This window comes from Candidatus Bathyarchaeota archaeon (assembly GCA_026014805.1).
Taxonomy (GTDB): Archaea; Thermoproteota; Bathyarchaeia; order Bathyarchaeales; family SOJC01; genus JAGLZW01.
Genome location: JAOZHR010000027.1, coordinates 35,490 through 51,998, shown reverse-complemented (window position 1 = coordinate 51,998; position 16,509 = coordinate 35,490). Strand labels below are relative to the sequence as shown.

Below are 16,509 nucleotides of genomic sequence, written 5' to 3'. Positions count from 1 at the left end.
TTAGCCAGCCTTGAGTTTCTCGATAAGTTTTACAATTCCGTTGATTATGGCCTCGGGTTTCGGAGGGCATCCAGGAACATAGACATCAACGGGAATCATTGTGTCTATTCCTCCGTAAACGTTGTAACAATCCGCGAAAGGGGCGCCGCTAATCGCGCAAGAGCCGACCGCGATGACAGATTTGGGCTCAGGTATCTGTTCGTATATCCTAACCAGTCTATCCTTCACCTGTCTAGTTACTGGCCCAGTAGTAACCAGCACATCCGCGTGTCTTGGGCTGCCCCGCATGATTATTCCAAAACGTTCGATGTCATATCTTGGCGTTAAGGCGGCTACAACTTCGATGTCGCATGCATTGCAGCCACCTGTATTGAAATGGATGATCCAAGGTGATTTAGTTCTGCCCCACTTTAATAATCCCATATCACCCTCTCCGTAATAATGGGAGTAAAATAACGACGGCCATTAATACGATTAGCGCATAAATAGCTGGAAAGGGACCAGGTGTGTTTAGCGATGTGGCGAGAATGAACGCGAGGATGTCGAAGACGAGGAAGTAGACGGCGTAAATGAGGAATCTTTCAGCGTTTACCTGAAGCTTAAGTGGCAGGAGATCTTCACCGCAGGCATAAGGAGCAACCTTACCCTCGGTCTTTTCACCCTTTGCTCCAATCATCCACCCCACCAAATAGAGGATTAACCCAACAACTATGGATAGGGAGAAGATGAGGGGCAAGGAAATCAACAAATCGGTCTGCATCAGTTCACTGACCTTTCGACTTATCTCTAAAGGTACACTCTATTTAATGCTTTTAGGTTTACTTTAAAAATTCATGACCTTGGTGAAAACTCTTAAAAGAGAGCTTCCAAAGTCTTCTGATACAAAGATGATGGGAGAGAGATTTAACGCTTAATGATCTACTGCAGATTGCTTTGATAGTCTTAACGGTTTTGCTGGCATTGTTGACCGTTGAACTGAAGGACATGCTTCACGCTGTCATCTGCATGGGTGGGATGTGCACCGCCATAGGAGCATTATTTTGGCTGCTGAACGCACCGTATGTCTCTGTCTTTCAGCTATTGGTTTACACAGGGGCTGTGATCGTTCTCTTCATAGCCACCGTTATGTTAACGGCGAGGAAGGAGAAGCCACAAAATGAAAATAGACTGGGTTAGAGTAGCTGGTTTAACAACTGTCGCCTTAGTTGTACTGGTTTTTTCCATGCTGATCGTGAGGTATGGATTTCCAGCCTTCGAATATGCAAGTCCATCTGCAGAACTCATTGAAACTGAAACAACTGCAATAGGGCCAGAGGTTAGCCGGTTCCTGTGGACTTATCGGTTAATCGACCTAATTGCACAGGCATTTGTTTTGTTCGCGGCGGCCGCTTGCTGTGTAGCGGTGTTAAGGGTTGAGGAGAAAAAGTGATTCCGCTTGTCTACTACCTCGCAGGTGCTATCGCCCTCTACGTCATTGGCATGTATTGTCTAGCTTCAAAGCGGAACATGATCAGACTTGTCATCGGAGTTGAGATCCTAATGAACGCTGCCCACTTAACCTTCATTGTGTTTTCAGCATACAGAACTGTGGGTTACATAGACCCGCTCGGTCACGCCATTGTGATTATGTCAATAGTGTTCGCGGGTTGTATCACTGGCGTAGCCTTGACAATCGTCACTTACGCCTACAGACATTATGGCACATTAGATGTTCGAAAACTAAGGCGGTTGAGGGGTTGACGGTCTAAGATGTTTACCCAGCCTTTGGATGTCCTCCTCATATTCACGATTACAACGCCAGTGATTGGGTGGGTGGCATACAAAAAGGCGAATCGAAAAATTCAGGGCATATATGCCGCCCTAGGGCTTTCAGTCACAGCCTACTTTCTCTATGAACTGTACAAGGAAGTTGCTGAGAAAGGTGTCGTCCTAATAGTTGGTCAACTGCCTTTCAGTCCCCCTCTAGGAGCCTGCCTAAAGATAGATATGCTCAGCGTTTTTATGGCGTCCCTTTTCACGATAACTGGGTTATTTGCTGTTGTCTATTCAATTGGGTATATGGAACATGACACCGGGTTAACAGAGTATTATACGCTTCTCTTAGGTATGATCGCTGGCATGACAGGTGTTGTCTTCGCTGGCGACTTCTTTACGCTGTTTGTCTTCTGGGAGCTCATGTGCCTTACATCCTACGCATTAGTTGCCTTTCGAAAGCAAAGATGGGAGGCGATAGAAGCCGGGTTCAAATACCTCATCATGAGTGCTGCCGGAAGTGCAACCATCCTCCTAGCCATGTCGTTTCTCTATGGCATGACTGGGACAGTGAACTTCGCGGGTCTGGCAGCCAGACTTAACAATGCTACACCTGACGGATGGCTTTACGTAACGTTGACATTGATCATAGTCGGCTTCGGAATCAAAGCGGCCATCGTCCCATTCCATACGTGGCTCCCAGACGCCCACTCAGCTGCACCGAGCCCGATAAGCGCGGTGCTTTCTGGTGTTATGGTGCCAACAGGTGCTTATGCCCTCATCCGTATTCTAATTCTCGTTTTTGGTTCTATGCAGTCAGTATGGCAAATAACGCTAGCCGTTTTCGCTGTTTTCACGATGTTTGGCGGGAATATAATGGCCTTGTGGCAAAACGACCTCAAACGTTTGCTCGCCTTCAGCACTATTGCCCAAATGGGTTACATTATTTTCGGATTATCAATGGCATCCTTGTCTGGATTTACTGGAGGCTTGTTCCATATCATGAATCACGCAATTATGAAGGGGCTCCTCTTCCTTTGCGCTGGGTCATTCATTCATCGAGTGAAAACACAGGATCTTAGGAAGCTCAAGGGGATAAGGAAGACGATGCCCATGACAAGTATGTTTTTTGCCATCGGCGCTATTGCGATCTCGGCTATTCCACCGTTGAACGGTTTTTGGAGCGAGTGGATGATCGTGACGGCAGGCCTAGAAGCCGAAATGATTCTGTTTTCAGCCTTAATGCTCGCTAACATGATCATTTCGGTTATCTACTACACCCGCGTTATTCGCATAATCTTATTAGAAAAGCCTACCGCGGTGTCCAAAAAAGCAACAGAGGCTCCAGCATCTATGCTCATTCCCACTTTCATTCTCGCAGCTCTCTGCATAATAATTGGAGTCTATCCAGGACCGTTTATCACTATGGCTTCACAGGCAGCTAAAGCGGCATTGGAAGTGCAGAGATACATTAGCCTAATGCTATAAGCCTTAATATGATATCAGGCCAGATCCCTAAGACGAAAGCGATTGCCGACAACACAACTATTGGAATATACAATAGCCAAGACGCTTCTTTTGTGTTCTCTAATTCTTTAGGGGTAGTTCCGAAGAACACTCTCCAGACGAACCACAGGTAGTATCCAAGGGTAATTACAGTGCTGAATACTGCGATTGTGGTTATGAAAATTTTTCCAGAGGAGATTCCCCCTGAGAAAATCATCCACTCGCTCCAAAAACCGTTCAACGGTGGAATTCCGGCTAGGGACAAGGCGCCTATCAATGATGCGATACAAGTTATTGGCATCTTTCCAGCTAAGCCTCCCAGCTTTTTGATGTTGCGCGTCCCTGTTTGGTGTATGATCGCGCCGGCACACATGAAGAGAAGAGCCTTACAAATGGCGTGATTAATCACGTGAAAGAGCCCGCCAGTGGCCCCCAGTGTTGCGTCGGGCAGCCAAGTCGCAAGTCCGAAGAAGATGTACCCCATCTGGCTAATACTAGAATAGGCTAGCAACCGTTTGATGTCGGTCTGCGCAAGGGCTAACAGTCCACCATAAATCATTGTGATAACCCCAAGAGCCATCAAGACATCTGATGTCTGTACCATTGTTTGACCAAATCCAGAAAGAAGAATCCTTGCGATGGCGTAGGCGCCACACTTGATCATGGCGCCTGACAGCATCGCGCTTATTGGCGCTGGGGCTTCAGCGTGGGCATCAGGCAACCACGTATGAACTGGAAAGAGCGCCATTTTCACGCAAAAACCAATCAGTAACAGAACAAACACTGGAAGTATGCTACTTGGAGGGATATTGACGGCAGCATATGGCAATGCGGCAAGGTCGAAGGTGCCAGTAAATACATAGATGGACAGTATTCCAAGAAGCATACAAAGCGATCCAAAATGTGTAAATATAAAGTATTTGAAACCGATGGCTAACCTCTTTTTTGATGTCCCCCAAAAAGCTATTAAGAAATAGGATGGAACAAGCATCAACTCCCAGAAGAAGTAAAATTGCAAAAGGTTCGCGGAAAGTATTACTCCGATCATGCCAGCCATGAAAAGCAATAGATTTGCGTAATAGCCCCTTTGCCCACTTTTACCCTTCATGTACTTGATCGAGTAAAAACATGAGAGCGCACTGACAACTGCAACAATTAATCCAACAGGAAAGCTAATCATGTCAACCCAGAAACCGAAAGTCAACTTGAGTGATGGTGTACGGATCCATGCATATGTAAAGTGTATGGAACCTCGCTCAATGAGGTCTGTCACCATTGAAAGAATCATAAAGACGGATAGCGAGACCGCTATCGTCGCTAACCATCCGGCATGCTTCTCGACACGCCTTCCAAAAACATAAAGGGCGACCGCTGAAATTATGGGGATAATGATTGCCAATAGGGGGGCGTGGGGGATCAAGTTGACTTCTCCTAGGGAATATGTCCTCCAAATAGGAACAACAGAACTATTAGTAACGTAGCTCCAATAAAAGCCAATATCATATTATAGGACAACACACCTGTCTGAATCTTTCTGAAACGTTGAGAAAATGATGTGAAAAGGTTTGCTATTAAATAGTTCAATGCGTCAATGCCCCTAAGTTCTGGGTACTTGTACACAACCTCGGAAAGTCTTCTGAAGAAGCCTGCAACGGAGTAGTTGAGCGCATCAATGCGATATTCTAAGCTGTTATGTATTTTATGTGAAAGGAAACATGTGGAGTAGGCGACTTTATAATAGAATGCGTTGATGTAGAAGCGATTTAGCAGAAGCTTATGGGCTGCCTTCAGAAACCGATATTTTTCCGTCAACCTCCTAGCATCAGCCTTGTGTGATACGTAAATTCTGTAAGCTGGATAGCCTCCAAACGCCACCGCCACACATGTTAAGACCGTACTAATAGAAGGAACAAGGTATACAAGAACCTCAACAATGTTGTTGAAAGTCAACTGCCCTAAGAATGGTAGGGGTAGAAGAAACTTGTTAAAGGGCCAGATGAGGAGAATTGCTAGAAAATCTAAGAATGCGGTGACTAAAAGGGTTATTGTAAGGGAACTACGCATTAAGAATGGGGGATTCTTGATAACCTTTCCATCTGATCCGTAACTCTCCTTTCCGAAGACAAGCCCCAGCATTCTGAGAGCGTAAAAGGCTGTTATTCCAGCTCCAATTATTAACAGAGCAAAAATCAAGTAGCCAGAAACCATCAGCATGAACTGTCCTCTTAAGCCAGCCTCTTGTGCAAAATCCAAAGCGACTGTTTGAATCCAATTCGCACACCAAAAACCACTTAGTAGCGGTATGCCTCCTAGAGCAAGAGCTCCCACTTCCATGCTTCTATGTGCGATCCTACTTTTGAACCCGCTCATATAGTGCAAATTGTCCGATCCAACTGCATATGAAATATACGCTGCAGAGAGGAATAGCAGCGCTGAGACGAAGGAGTCTATGGTTAAGAGAAAGGTGCCAGCTAAGTATCCCCAGCTCATGTCAGCCATTAATCCAGCTAAACCAAAAGCTGCCATCATGTACCCGATCGCGCTTGAGATACCATATGAAAGAACTTTAAATATGTTGACTTGGACGATCGCTATAAGAGCACTAATCACAGCTGTGAGTGCACCCACAAATGTCATGACTAAAAAGAAATTAATCATGCCACTGTATCCCATGACGGAAGCCTCATGGAAAATTGGGAGGACTCTAGCCATAAGAAAAGGACCAGCCAGACATTCAGTTAGAGCGTTAAAAGAGGAAGGTGAGGCAGCTAGTGCATCCGGAAGCCATTCTTGCAAGGGAAACTGAGCTGCCTTTCCTACGGCTCCACCAAAGAACATCAGGGCCGTAACAAACAACAAGCCAGACCTTGATAATTCTCCCATCCAGTTATTGTTTTGTGAGAGTTCCATGATGTTAAGAGTGTGAGAGTAGGCATATATTATCAAAAGAGACGCGAGCAAGAGCACATCTGCAACGTGGAGGACGAGGAAAGTTTTCAAGCCTATATGCGCCTTCTTGGGGTCTTTGTACCAAAAAGCTGCAAGGCCGGCGCAACATATCCCAACTAATTCCCAACCTATGAACATGAATAGGAGGTTATCAGCTATCACTATTACCAAGTATCCGGCGATGAAAAGCTGGATGAGAAACCAGAACCTAGTCAAGCTGGGGTCTCCACGCATGAATCCTACGGAGAAGAGGGTGACCAAAAAACCTATACTACTGACTACAATAGCCATAAGTACGCTAAACGGATCGACCAGCACCCCTAGATTTAGGCCGAGAGATCCGACCCACGGAATCTGCCAATCAAAAGGAATGTTGCCCAACACTTCCCCGCTAACCCAGTTGACTGCATTTCCTGTGAAAACGTCGAGTGCCATGGAGAGCGAAAAAACGACGCTAGCGCCAACAAATGCCACCGGCGCATAATCTCTCAGCTTACGATGTACTGAGGCAAAGAGTGGCGTAAGCAGAGCCCCAATCATCGGAATAAGCCAACAAAGCCACGGTGCATATGGAAGCAATAAACCATCCTCGCAGAGCGCATTGAGATAACGTATATTGCGCTTAGTAGTTCAAATATTTAATATCGATAAACACGGTTAAAAGACAAATAAATATCATGCAATTTATAAGTTCATTTTCAAAGCAGAAGGATGGAAGCCTCGTGAAAAGATTTTGGAAAGGGCTGATGGAGTTGCCATTTTCATAATAACATGTCTCTCCGTAGCACTCTTAGCCTATGAACATTTGACTATGTGCGCGCGTTTCAATCTAATATGGAGAAATGCATGCCAGCAGAATCTTCGCAGATCTCAAATTTCGGCGTTTTTTCTGACAAAATAATCGCCTCGAAGTAAATGTGAATCAGTTTATAAATACCTCCTTTCACACAATCATGTCAACCATTTTAACGTCAAAGTAATGAACATTCCGAGTATCATCATGAATACTTGGATTCTTCTTGTCATTGCGGCATAAACGAATCCAAGATGCACGCGGAGTAAACAAGCAAAGCTATGACGCATACGGATGCTGCAAACGTCATGTATGGAATAAATATTCAGTATAAGTAGTCTAAATGTATTGTTGATAAAAATCTGGATTAAGATATGTGTGTATCGGCATGAAATTATGAAACAACATAGCACGCACCTGAAGCTTTTTATGCTAGACGATATTCTATGAGTAGATTTAGATGCACACACAAATGAAGTGGTAAAATGAGTATAAAGAAAGATGAACCTAAAAGAGAAGAACACGGCTTAGAAGAGAGAAGGATAGAGGCTTTCGGCGCGAAAATGTATCTCGAGTCCGCGAAGGCCGTTAGGGAAGTTGGCACTCGCGTAGTACTCTCCGTCGGCGCTGCGATACTTATCTGGCTGTTTGGAACCCTTGTCATCATACCTATCGCAGAAGGAATGCAAGAGATATTCTTTGGATATCCAGTAGACGCAATTATCAGCTCCATTTTCGTTGCGGCATTGGCGATTATTATCTTCACAGTATTCGTTGACATCCGCAGACTAACTAGTGGACTAGGAGGAATACTGGCTTACCAGTTCGGAAAAGTAAGTGGAGACGTAGACATTGAATCAATCAAACATTATCGAACAGCCTTAGACGGGATATTGTACGTAGTCGTAGTGGTTCTGAGCTATTTGCTGTTTGCCAACTATCTTGCCAAGATCCACGCTGCAATACCTGCAATATTGCTCATTTTCATTGTGTTATGGTCGATCTTCGCCCTTTGGAGAAGTGCCAGAGCAATCGCGGCAGAAATCGGCAAATACACTGGAAAAATGGCAAACGAAATAGAGAAATTGAGCAAAGAATAGCATACAATTAACACAAAACGACAGCGTGCCCCCCTTTTTAGTAATTATTATACAACGCGAGAAATTGATGGGTGCAACATGACGATTAAGAATAGGGAAGAAATTGAAAGAGCAATAAGATACTTAAGATCGCGTGGACAAAAGACACTAGCTAGTTTGTTCGCTGCTCTCTTAATATGGCTTTTCGGCATTTTAGTGTTCATTCCACTAGCTGAATCCTTAAACTGGCAAACCAGAGTATTCGTCTCTATGCTGTTCTTTTTTGCATTTAGCCTTTCGATTGTCAAGACATTACCAGGTTTGAAAGAGTTGATAGACGTATTTGCTTACTTTCTGGCAAGAAAATATAGTGTTGCAAAAGGGCTTAATCACGAAAATGCATCAACATTATTTACACACTTACTATACATCATCTGCTCCTTGATTTTTTACGGACTTTATTCCCCATTCCTAACTAATTTTCACCCAGCAGCTAACGGCATTGTCCTAATAGGAGTGCTAGTTTTGACGTTCTTCTTGCTTCTAAGAATCTTCCCAATTTTGTTGCCCAAATTCTTGGAATGGCTATCGAAATCGTAGAGCCTTGCGCGGAAGCGTATGAAAAAGATTCCTCAGAAATGGGCGCGCGTTACTCCGCCTCTTAAGAATAGTCAAGATGCTTACTGTGCGTGTATGTTTGCTTTATCAGCTGTGTGTAAGTGAACTGCTGCTCTGTAAGCGTAGACCACTGCTGTTAAGGCAGAGTGAAACAAGATTCCGATTAGCGAGTAAAATGGCATTCCTAGAAGGACTCCTATTAAAATGTAGACATTGTAGATGTTCCTTCTTCCCGCCACTCTGCGGAAAGTACGTTCAAATGGCCCGTAAACATCCAAACTAACACCCATGGCCCTTCCAAATTGGTCGTAGCAAAACCTGTAGAATGCAATGAAAGTTATAGAACATATAGCAATCATTAACGGTGTTGAACCTAGGCTGCCACTTAGAAAGAAAGCTAATGCTATGAGCCATGAAAACTCATACAGCAAGTCAAACACATGTTCCATGAGACCCAGTTTGGTTGAACAACCACGTGTCCTCGCCAGCTTCCCATCTAAACCGTCTACTATGCCTACTACGAATGTTAGAATCACCCCAGTTAAGAGGTGACCCAAGAGAAATAGAGCAGTTACAGCATATGCCAGCACATTCGAGAGAATGGTTATCTGATTTGGAGTAATCCGAGAATCTGAAATAAGATAGACGATTTTATTCTCTATTGGTCGGTTGATGTAATGAGCAATAAAGTCTGATGGCCCACGCTTTTTCTGGGAATGCTTAGCAACCAGCTTTTTTGCACGTTCGACGTCCCTTCTTGTATCGACATCCACCCAGTGTTTGCCAGTTATATCGACCACTCGTGCATATCCATTCGTGGCAAGAAGTCGAACACATTCAGCGAGTTCTGATGCCCCAGCTTCCATTGCCTTAGCACCAGAGTCGAACATTCTAGGTGAGCATAGGAAAAATCCCGTATCTACGCAATTCCAACTGTCTATTTTTTTTCCAATGCTGAGAATTTCCCCGTCTTTCTCTAGCACTTTTGTATCGTCATGTGAGTGGCTTATTTTATCTGTAGCAAGAACCAGAACGTCTTCAACGCTAGCCTTCATAAGAGATTTTACAAGTTGAGGATCAAAAATGTGGTCACCCATGCAGAGTATAAATTCCTTTTGGAAAATTCCTTTAGCCGCCATGAAAGAGTACAAGTTTCCTTTTTCCCAGTTTTGCGCTGTTATGTAGTTAATTTCAAGTCCACAATAGGTTTTTCCGATTTCCTCTCGTATATTATCTCCTTCATATCCTACAACTATATGGACTTTCTTTATTCCGGCTTCCTTTAAGCCCTGAAGGATTCTGCCAAGTAATGGGATTTTTGCAATGGGCTGGAGAACCTTTTGTCTTGCATGTTTTCTCAGTCTGCTTCCTTCGCCCGCTGCTAATATTAAAGCTTCTGAGTAGTTTTCTTCATACTTTGTGAACATAACTATCACACAGGATCCATCTAATTGATGCGCACGCCCGCAAAGGCCTTTCTACAGGCAAGTATTAAGATTGGAAAGAGAGACACGCGCATTGTAAGATGTTTTAGAAAACAATGGAAAACCCTACTAAAAAAGCTGTCGGAAGCCTTGCCCTCAGGAAATAACGAAAAAAATCACCAAAATTGGAAAAAAAGATTGGGGACATGCATGCATGCTAGGCGAAGGGGACGTCGCAAATATTGAAGTTCTGGGAATTTCCATTGAAAGCCTCAAGGAAAGATTTCGTCAGCTATAAGAACTGCAAATGAGTAGCTAAAAAGATGCTTGAATACCCGTTTCGCTGAACCTTCCTGAACACGCGAGCTATGTGAGTTGAACAACATTTTAATAAATCTTCCATTTATTCTCGTATGTGGGGATAGCAGTGGCAGAAATCGGTTTAAGACCACGAATGATCGTCAAAGACGTTATGTCTAGCCCCGTCATCACGGTTGGCGAGAGCGAAGCAGTTGATAAAGTAGCCCAGTTTATGGAAGTGCAGCAATTAGGCTGTATAATCATAACTGACAAAGATGAAAGGCCCCTGGGAATAATCACAGAAAGAGACCTTGTAACACGAGTTCTAGCCAAAAATAAGCTACCCAGCAAACTCATAGCAAAAGACGTTATGACAACACCTTTAATCACTATCAACCCTAGTGAAACCCTCAGCAATGCAGCAAGGCAGATGAGCAGACTTAACGTGCGAAGACTCGGCGTAATTTACAAAGGCAACCTCGTTGGCATCATTTCAAGCAAAGATATTCTAGCCATCACACCAGAGCTCATTGAAACAATTCAAGAGAAAGCCCGTATTGAAGGCGGAAACATGGAAGAACCCTTAGAAAGTCCTCCAATGGCTGGATATTGCGACCGTTGCGCACAATGGTCAAGTCGACTGAAGGAAATGGAGGGCGAATTTCTCTGTGAGGACTGCCGCACTGAGAGTCGAGGTGAATACTAAAAGGGCTGATTATTTGCTCGTTAAAGAAATAATGAACCACAGCTATCCCTCACTCTACACAGACGAGCTCGCAACAAAAGCAAGAGCCATTCTTCGTAACCAAAACCTTAGAGTTCTACCAATAATTGACGATGAAAAGCGCCTAGTGGGCACCCTTTCACGCCGCAACATTATGACAATAACATCGTCCATCTCACCAATACGCATTAAAGGAATAATGACAACACCACCCTTCGTCGCCACCATGGAAATGGACGCCTTGCAAGCTTTAAGAGAAATGAACCGCTCCGATAAATGGTATGTAGCCGTGGTAAAATCTTCACAAGATAACACTTACTTGGGAATGCTGGAACTGGAGAACTTCATAGCTGCCTTTCTGAAAAAAGATTCTCAAAAACTTTCGAAACCCGTCCTTGAAATCATGTCAAGTGAATTGGTAACTTGTTCACCAGAAGAGGAAATTGACAACGTCTGGCGTAAAATGCAAGACCGCAAACTTGCAGGTTGCCCAGTCGTGAGAAAAGGAAGACTAGTGGGCATCATCACCCAAACTAACATGCTTAACAGTGGCTCTTTCTTCCCTGCCTTTGAATCAAAGAAAGGCAGATTTAAGAAGTCTTCGAAAATCTCTGCGGTCATGAAAACATCCGTGTTTTCGCTCAAGCCCACATCTACCATAAGAGAGGCTGCTGAACTCCTACTTGAAAAAAACATAGGACGGTTACCCGTTGTTGACGAGAAAGGCGAGCTTGTCGGCATCGTAGATCGAGAGGATATCGCAAAATTACTAGTTTGAGGGTTCAAATTGTCTTATAGCAGAAAAAATGAAAGCTTCAGGCGGACATTGCGGGGAGATGGACCAGTAAGACTGAAGACTCACGCATCTAAGCCACGTGAAGGAGAAATCATGACGATTGCAAAGCGTTCAGTCGTCACGGCGTCGCTCACAACGTCTGTCTATGACGTTGTTCAAATTATGGCGACGGAAGGTTTCCGCCGCATACCAATCGTAGATCCCGGAACAAATAGGCTTCAAGGAATAGTGACGAGCACTGACATGGTCAATTATTTTGGCGGAGGCGAAAAATTTCAGATAATCCAACAAAAATTCAAAGGCTCCTTCTTCAAAGCAATAAACGAATCAATTAAATCCATCATGCAATCAAATCCACCATCCATTAAAACCACTGCCACCATAGGAGACGCAATTAGACTAATGAAACAACACGGCGTAGGTGGCTTACCCATATTAGACCATGCAGACCGCGTGTGGGCTATAGTCACTGAAAGAGATATGCTAAGGATTTTTAAGAGTAAAATAAGTGGAGCCAAAATTGCCGATTTGATGACAAAAAACGTGGTAACCGCAACTCCTAGAACGACAATATTTGAAGCCGAAAGAACAATGGCAGAAAAGAGCTTCCGCCGCCTACCCATTATTTCTGATGGAAAAGTTGTTGGCATAGTGACTGCCATGGATGTGGTTAGGTTCTTTGGGTCGGGCAAAGTATTCCAACATCTACGCTCCGGAACCATGCTTCAAGTCCTTCAAACCCCTGCCTTAGAAATAGGCGTCAAGGACCTGATTACCATTATGCCTAGCGCAGATTTGAGTGAAGCAGCAAGAATCATGAACGAAAAAAATATTGGTGCACTATTAGTCGTTGATGATGAACGGCTGGTTGGTATAATTACCGAACGTGACTTCTTTAAACTCATCAGCGAATAGAACGCCTGCACATGTCTCTTAAGTCATGTCATGATTGCTGCTTCGTCAACTACCTAATTTCTAAAGATTGCTTTTGGCGCCAACAAAAATGCGATTACGTTGACCCAGAACATGTAACCTGCAACAAATTCAAACCGGAAACAAAGGGACAAATAGACAAATACACCTGACAAAAAAGGGGGCTTGCGGCTCATTGCATTTGTGAAAGGGAGAGCTGAAATAATCAGACTTTCTTCCATGCATTCACCAAGATTCACTCATAAACCGCAAGCCAAAAAAGGAATGGGACGAGTTTGTATTTAACCGATGCGAAGCAAAGTATCTCATGGAACTGGAGAGATGGGTGAAATAAAACTTTGACCGTTGACCTTGTTCTTTACAACGTGAAAGTCTACTGTGAAGGCGAAATTGTAGACGCTGGAATTGCGGTCGAAGAAGGCAAGATAGTTAAGATTGCAAAGGAAGTGAATTTGCCCCCTGCTTCTGATAGAATTAACTTGAACAGATGTTTAGCGCTTCCTGGCTTGATTGACGTGCACGTTCATCTCCGTGGTCAACTGCAGGCTTTTAAGGAAGACTTTTTCACTGGAACGGCGGCTGCTATTGCAGGCGGTATCACATCAATTCTCGATATGCCTAACAACAAGCCAGTAACTGTGGATTCCTCTTCTCTTAGAGAACGGATGCGAGTGGCTAAGCGTCGCATATTGGCAAATGTAGGTTTCTACTCTGCATTCCCTGAAACCCTAGACGAAATTGGCAAAGTGGTCAGAGAAGGGGCGGTGGCTTTCAAACTTTATCTTGCCGCTCAGATAGGAGGACTTGACATCAATGATGATGAAGCCTTGCTACGCGCCTTCAATAGGGTCAGTGAGCTTGGAGTTCCTGTGGCGGTTCATGCCGAAGACAATGAAACGGTGGAGAATGTTGCAAAGGCTGAACAGCGGCTTGGGCATAACGATGTTGAAGCATACCTCAAAGCACACACGCCTGAAGTAGAGGCTAAAGCGGTTGAAAGAATCCTTAAAATCGCCTTCGAATCTAATGTGCAAATTCACTTCTGTCACATCAGCTCCAAAAAAGCAGTTAGCCTCATTCATAACGCAAGAAAAAACGGGTTGAGAGTCAGCTGCGAAGCCACGCCGCATCAGCTGCTATTGACATCTGAAGACTTGAAACAACAAGGCACGATGTTGCTTACCGACCCTCCAGTGAGAAGCAAAAACATTGTAGAGGAGCTTTGGAACACAGTAAGAAATGGTCAAGTTGACATTATAGCATCCGACCATGCACCACACCTAGTAACCGAGAAAAAAGCAGATTCTGTCTGGGACGTGAAGCCAGGAATTCCCGGACTTGAAACATCATTGCCGTTGCTTTTGACAAAAGTGAATGAAGGGCAACTTACTTTGGATGATTTGGTCAGGTTGACAGCTGAAAAACCAGCCGAAATATTCCACTTCAACAGCGACGGGTTCTTAAAGGAAGGCTACAACGCCAATATCACAGTTGTTGACATGCATCGACGAGTCAAAATAGATGCGCGCAGGTTTTGTTCAAAGGCAAAATATTCTCCTTTTCACGGTTGCCAGGTGAAGGGCATGCCAGTGAAGACGTTTGTAAATGGACTATTGGTTATGGATGAAGGAGAAATCGTCGCTGAAGCAGGAGTTGGTAGAGTCCTGCGCAGGCAAGCTTTGCGATAGAATATACGGTTTTCAGATGTCTTTGCTTTTCCGTTTAGAAACGTATGAAATGTCTTGATGAGTCACATATCCCATTCTTTGAAAGAGTTTGAGTGATTCTTCGTTTGGCGTTTCAATTAACGCGCAGAAAATTGCGGCGCCACATTTTTCTAAGGCTTTCTCAACTATGCTTATAAGCTGCTGAGCGATTCCTCTCCGCTTATATTCAGGGTCTACTGCTAGGCGGTTTATCCATCCCTTCATTCTTCCCTCATAGCTGCCGATCACAACTCCTACAAGCTTTTCTTCGTGGAAAGCACCGGTGAAGAACTCTGGAAAAGCTTTCATCTGCTTCTCCATCATTTGTTTGCTGTCTCTGCCTTTCGGCTTGAAAGGCAAGCCTACTCGCTTCCAAAGCTCAATTATGGCATCGTAGTCTTCGATTGTTAAAGCTTGGATTCTTATTTGTTTCAATCCCTATCCTCCGCAATATTGATGTCAATCCTCGGATAAGTGAACATCGTTTCAAATAGCTTTAACTGTCTCTCTGAATACCTTTTTTGCTTATGTACTCTTACGCTTTTGATGCTTCTATAATTTCATTACTAAACGCGTGCACATGTTTGGGTGTTTCGAGATGAAAATATCATTTGACTTAGCGGCAGAAATCTATGACAAAACAAGGGGTCCTCCCAAGCAAGTTATGAAACAACTTGTCAAAACACTGATCGACGAATTGCACGGCTACAACACAGTTTTGGATGCTGGTGTTGGAACTGGAAGATTTTCTAAGCCTTTACAGGACAACGGATTCGAGGTAGTAGGCGTGGACATCGCTAAGAAGATGATAGACAAAGCGGTGGAAAGAGATGTACGTAATTTGCTTCAAGGTGATGTGTGCTTTCTTCCTTTTAGAGACGACTCTTTCGACGTTACGGTTTGCATACATATTCTCCATCTAATCAGCGAGTGGAAAATGGCTCTACAGGAAATCTGCAGAGTTACTCAAAAACTTATGGTTTCAATAATTTACGTGCGTAAAAACCCGCTTAGAGAAACCTATAACAAACTGCTCAGAAGCTACGGATATGAAAGCCGTAGACTTGGGAAAGGAGAATGGGAACTAAAAGACTTAGTCAAGCCCTCAAAGTCGGTATTTGTAGCTTCTTATACTAATAACACAGATGAGCGCCTTGCTTATTTAAGCCAAAGAGCCTATTCAAGTCAATGGGAAATCCCAGAAGCTATAAACAAGAAAGTTGTGGACGAACTGAAAAGCCAGTTTGCTGGCAAAGTGTTCCCTCAAGAACTGCGCATCTTAATGTGGGACATAAACGACCTGAGAGGCTACTCCAACGATTCTACCTAGACACTTCTTGAAACTCAAAAGTAGCCTAAGCATTCCTCCTAAAACATGGATAAGAATTCTACTAAAAGAAGTGTTTTATGAAGGAAACAAGATAATGTAAAATCGAGAAGGTGCGAAGAATTGAAGTTTATCACAAACGGTATGCTGGGCAAGCTAACACGATGGCTACGCATGCTAGGCCACAACGTAGAATATGCTAATAACATAGAAGATAAATTACTTGTAGAAATTTCAAAAACTGAAAAACGCGTCCTCTTAACACGAGACGTTGAACTATATCAACAAGCAACAAGTCAACATGCAGAAGCTTTTCTCGTCAAAGGAAAAAACGAGGCAGAACGACTCGCAGCTCTCTCAAAACAATTCAACCTAAAGCTTGAACTCAACCCTGACGCTTCTCGGTGCCCTAAATGCAATACTAACATAAAATCTGTTAAGAAAGATAAAATCTTCGACAAAATTCCACCCTCAACCAAAACTTATTACAAAGAGTTTTGGGAATGCCCAAAATGTGGAAAAATCTATTGGCAAGGAGCCCACTGGAAAAGAATTACTGAAACTTTGAAAGAAGCAAACGAAATGCTAGGCGGGTAACAAAG

The 16,509-nt window shown here is 43.7% G+C and carries 18 protein-coding genes; 12 read left to right on the top strand and 6 right to left on the bottom strand.

Going from position 1 to position 16,509, the window contains the following annotated elements:
• The gene (locus tag NWE91_07650; protein ID MCW3986262.1) at window positions 1-423 is read right to left on the bottom strand and encodes an NADH-quinone oxidoreductase subunit B family protein; all 423 of its coding nucleotides are present in this window, start codon (window positions 421-423) and stop codon (window positions 1-3) included.
• A 1-nt stretch (window position 424) separates the two neighbouring features.
• The gene (gene ndhC / locus NWE91_07645; GenBank protein ID MCW3986261.1) at window positions 425-760 is read right to left on the bottom strand and encodes an NADH-quinone oxidoreductase subunit A; all 336 of its coding nucleotides are present in this window, start codon (window positions 758-760) and stop codon (window positions 425-427) included.
• 173 nt (window positions 761-933) lie between these two features.
• Here ndhC and NWE91_07640 point away from each other — a divergent pair, with 173 nt between their 5' ends.
• The 4 genes from NWE91_07640 to NWE91_07625 are packed head-to-tail and all read left to right on the top strand — an operon-like array spanning window position 934 to window position 3,240.
• Complete coding sequence (locus tag NWE91_07640; GenBank protein ID MCW3986260.1) at window positions 934-1,176, top strand: NADH-quinone oxidoreductase subunit J; 243 nt, start codon at window positions 934-936, stop codon at window positions 1,174-1,176.
• Entirely contained in the window at window positions 1,157-1,429 is a 273-nt protein-coding gene (locus NWE91_07635; protein MCW3986259.1) for a hypothetical protein, read from the top strand. The genes NWE91_07640 and NWE91_07635 overlap by 20 nt, the downstream gene beginning before the upstream one ends.
• Window positions 1,426-1,740: an NADH-quinone oxidoreductase subunit K gene (locus NWE91_07630; protein MCW3986258.1), complete on the top strand. Its 315-nt coding sequence runs from the start codon at window positions 1,426-1,428 to the stop codon at window positions 1,738-1,740. The genes NWE91_07635 and NWE91_07630 overlap by 4 nt, the downstream gene beginning before the upstream one ends.
• A gap of 9 nt (window positions 1,741-1,749) precedes the next feature.
• Window positions 1,750-3,240: a proton-conducting transporter membrane subunit gene (locus NWE91_07625; protein MCW3986257.1), complete on the top strand. Its 1,491-nt coding sequence runs from the start codon at window positions 1,750-1,752 to the stop codon at window positions 3,238-3,240.
• On the opposite strand, the gene NWE91_07620 is transcribed toward NWE91_07625, so the two are convergent.
• Window positions 3,224-4,678, bottom strand: coding sequence for an NADH-quinone oxidoreductase subunit M (locus tag NWE91_07620; GenBank protein MCW3986256.1), 1,455 nt, complete (start codon window positions 4,676-4,678; stop codon window positions 3,224-3,226). The genes NWE91_07625 and NWE91_07620 overlap by 17 nt on opposite strands.
• A gap of 11 nt (window positions 4,679-4,689) precedes the next feature.
• Complete coding sequence (locus NWE91_07615; protein ID MCW3986255.1) at window positions 4,690-6,786, bottom strand: proton-conducting transporter membrane subunit; 2,097 nt, start codon at window positions 6,784-6,786, stop codon at window positions 4,690-4,692.
• Window positions 6,787-7,485: 699 nt separating this feature from the next.
• Between NWE91_07615 and NWE91_07610 the strand changes: the two genes are divergently transcribed.
• Both NWE91_07610 and NWE91_07605 read left to right on the top strand, forming a co-directional pair.
• A complete protein-coding gene (locus tag NWE91_07610) occupies window positions 7,486-8,100 on the top strand; it encodes a hypothetical protein (GenBank protein MCW3986254.1) in 615 nt (204 codons plus the stop codon).
• Between the two features lie 78 nt (window positions 8,101-8,178).
• Window positions 8,179-8,679 carry a hypothetical protein gene (locus tag NWE91_07605; GenBank protein ID MCW3986253.1) on the top strand — a complete coding sequence of 167 codons (501 nt, stop codon included), beginning with the start codon at window positions 8,179-8,181 and terminating at the stop codon, window positions 8,677-8,679.
• Between the two features lie 80 nt (window positions 8,680-8,759).
• Here the strand turns inward: NWE91_07605 and NWE91_07600 are convergent, their stop codons facing one another.
• Window positions 8,760-10,124, bottom strand: a complete 1,365-nt coding sequence (locus tag NWE91_07600; GenBank protein MCW3986252.1) for an NTP transferase domain-containing protein — start codon at window positions 10,122-10,124, stop codon at window positions 8,760-8,762.
• 424 nt (window positions 10,125-10,548) lie between these two features.
• On the opposite strand from NWE91_07600, the gene NWE91_07595 reads away from it, so the two are divergent.
• From NWE91_07595 to NWE91_07580, 4 genes are all read left to right on the top strand, one after another.
• A complete protein-coding gene (locus NWE91_07595; GenBank protein MCW3986251.1) occupies window positions 10,549-11,127 on the top strand; it encodes a CBS domain-containing protein in 579 nt (192 codons plus the stop codon).
• On the top strand, window positions 11,090-11,923 hold the full coding sequence (locus tag NWE91_07590) for a CBS domain-containing protein (protein ID MCW3986250.1): 834 nt from the start codon (window positions 11,090-11,092) through the stop codon (window positions 11,921-11,923). The genes NWE91_07595 and NWE91_07590 overlap by 38 nt, the downstream gene beginning before the upstream one ends.
• Before the next feature lie 9 nt (window positions 11,924-11,932).
• Complete coding sequence (locus NWE91_07585) at window positions 11,933-12,856, top strand: CBS domain-containing protein (protein ID MCW3986249.1); 924 nt, start codon at window positions 11,933-11,935, stop codon at window positions 12,854-12,856.
• A 356-nt stretch (window positions 12,857-13,212) separates the two neighbouring features.
• A complete protein-coding gene (locus NWE91_07580; protein ID MCW3986248.1) occupies window positions 13,213-14,562 on the top strand; it encodes a dihydroorotase family protein in 1,350 nt (449 codons plus the stop codon).
• Window positions 14,563-14,574: 12 nt separating this feature from the next.
• On the opposite strand, the gene NWE91_07575 is transcribed toward NWE91_07580, so the two are convergent.
• A complete protein-coding gene (locus NWE91_07575) occupies window positions 14,575-15,015 on the bottom strand; it encodes a GNAT family N-acetyltransferase (GenBank protein ID MCW3986247.1) in 441 nt (146 codons plus the stop codon).
• Window positions 15,016-15,178: 163 nt separating this feature from the next.
• Between NWE91_07575 and NWE91_07570 the strand changes: the two genes are divergently transcribed.
• Both NWE91_07570 and NWE91_07565 read left to right on the top strand, forming a co-directional pair.
• Complete coding sequence (locus NWE91_07570; GenBank protein ID MCW3986246.1) at window positions 15,179-15,910, top strand: class I SAM-dependent methyltransferase; 732 nt, start codon at window positions 15,179-15,181, stop codon at window positions 15,908-15,910.
• Window positions 15,911-16,030: 120 nt separating this feature from the next.
• Entirely contained in the window at window positions 16,031-16,504 is a 474-nt protein-coding gene (locus NWE91_07565) for a Mut7-C RNAse domain-containing protein (protein ID MCW3986245.1), read from the top strand.
• The last annotated feature ends 5 nt before the right edge of the window (window positions 16,505-16,509 follow it).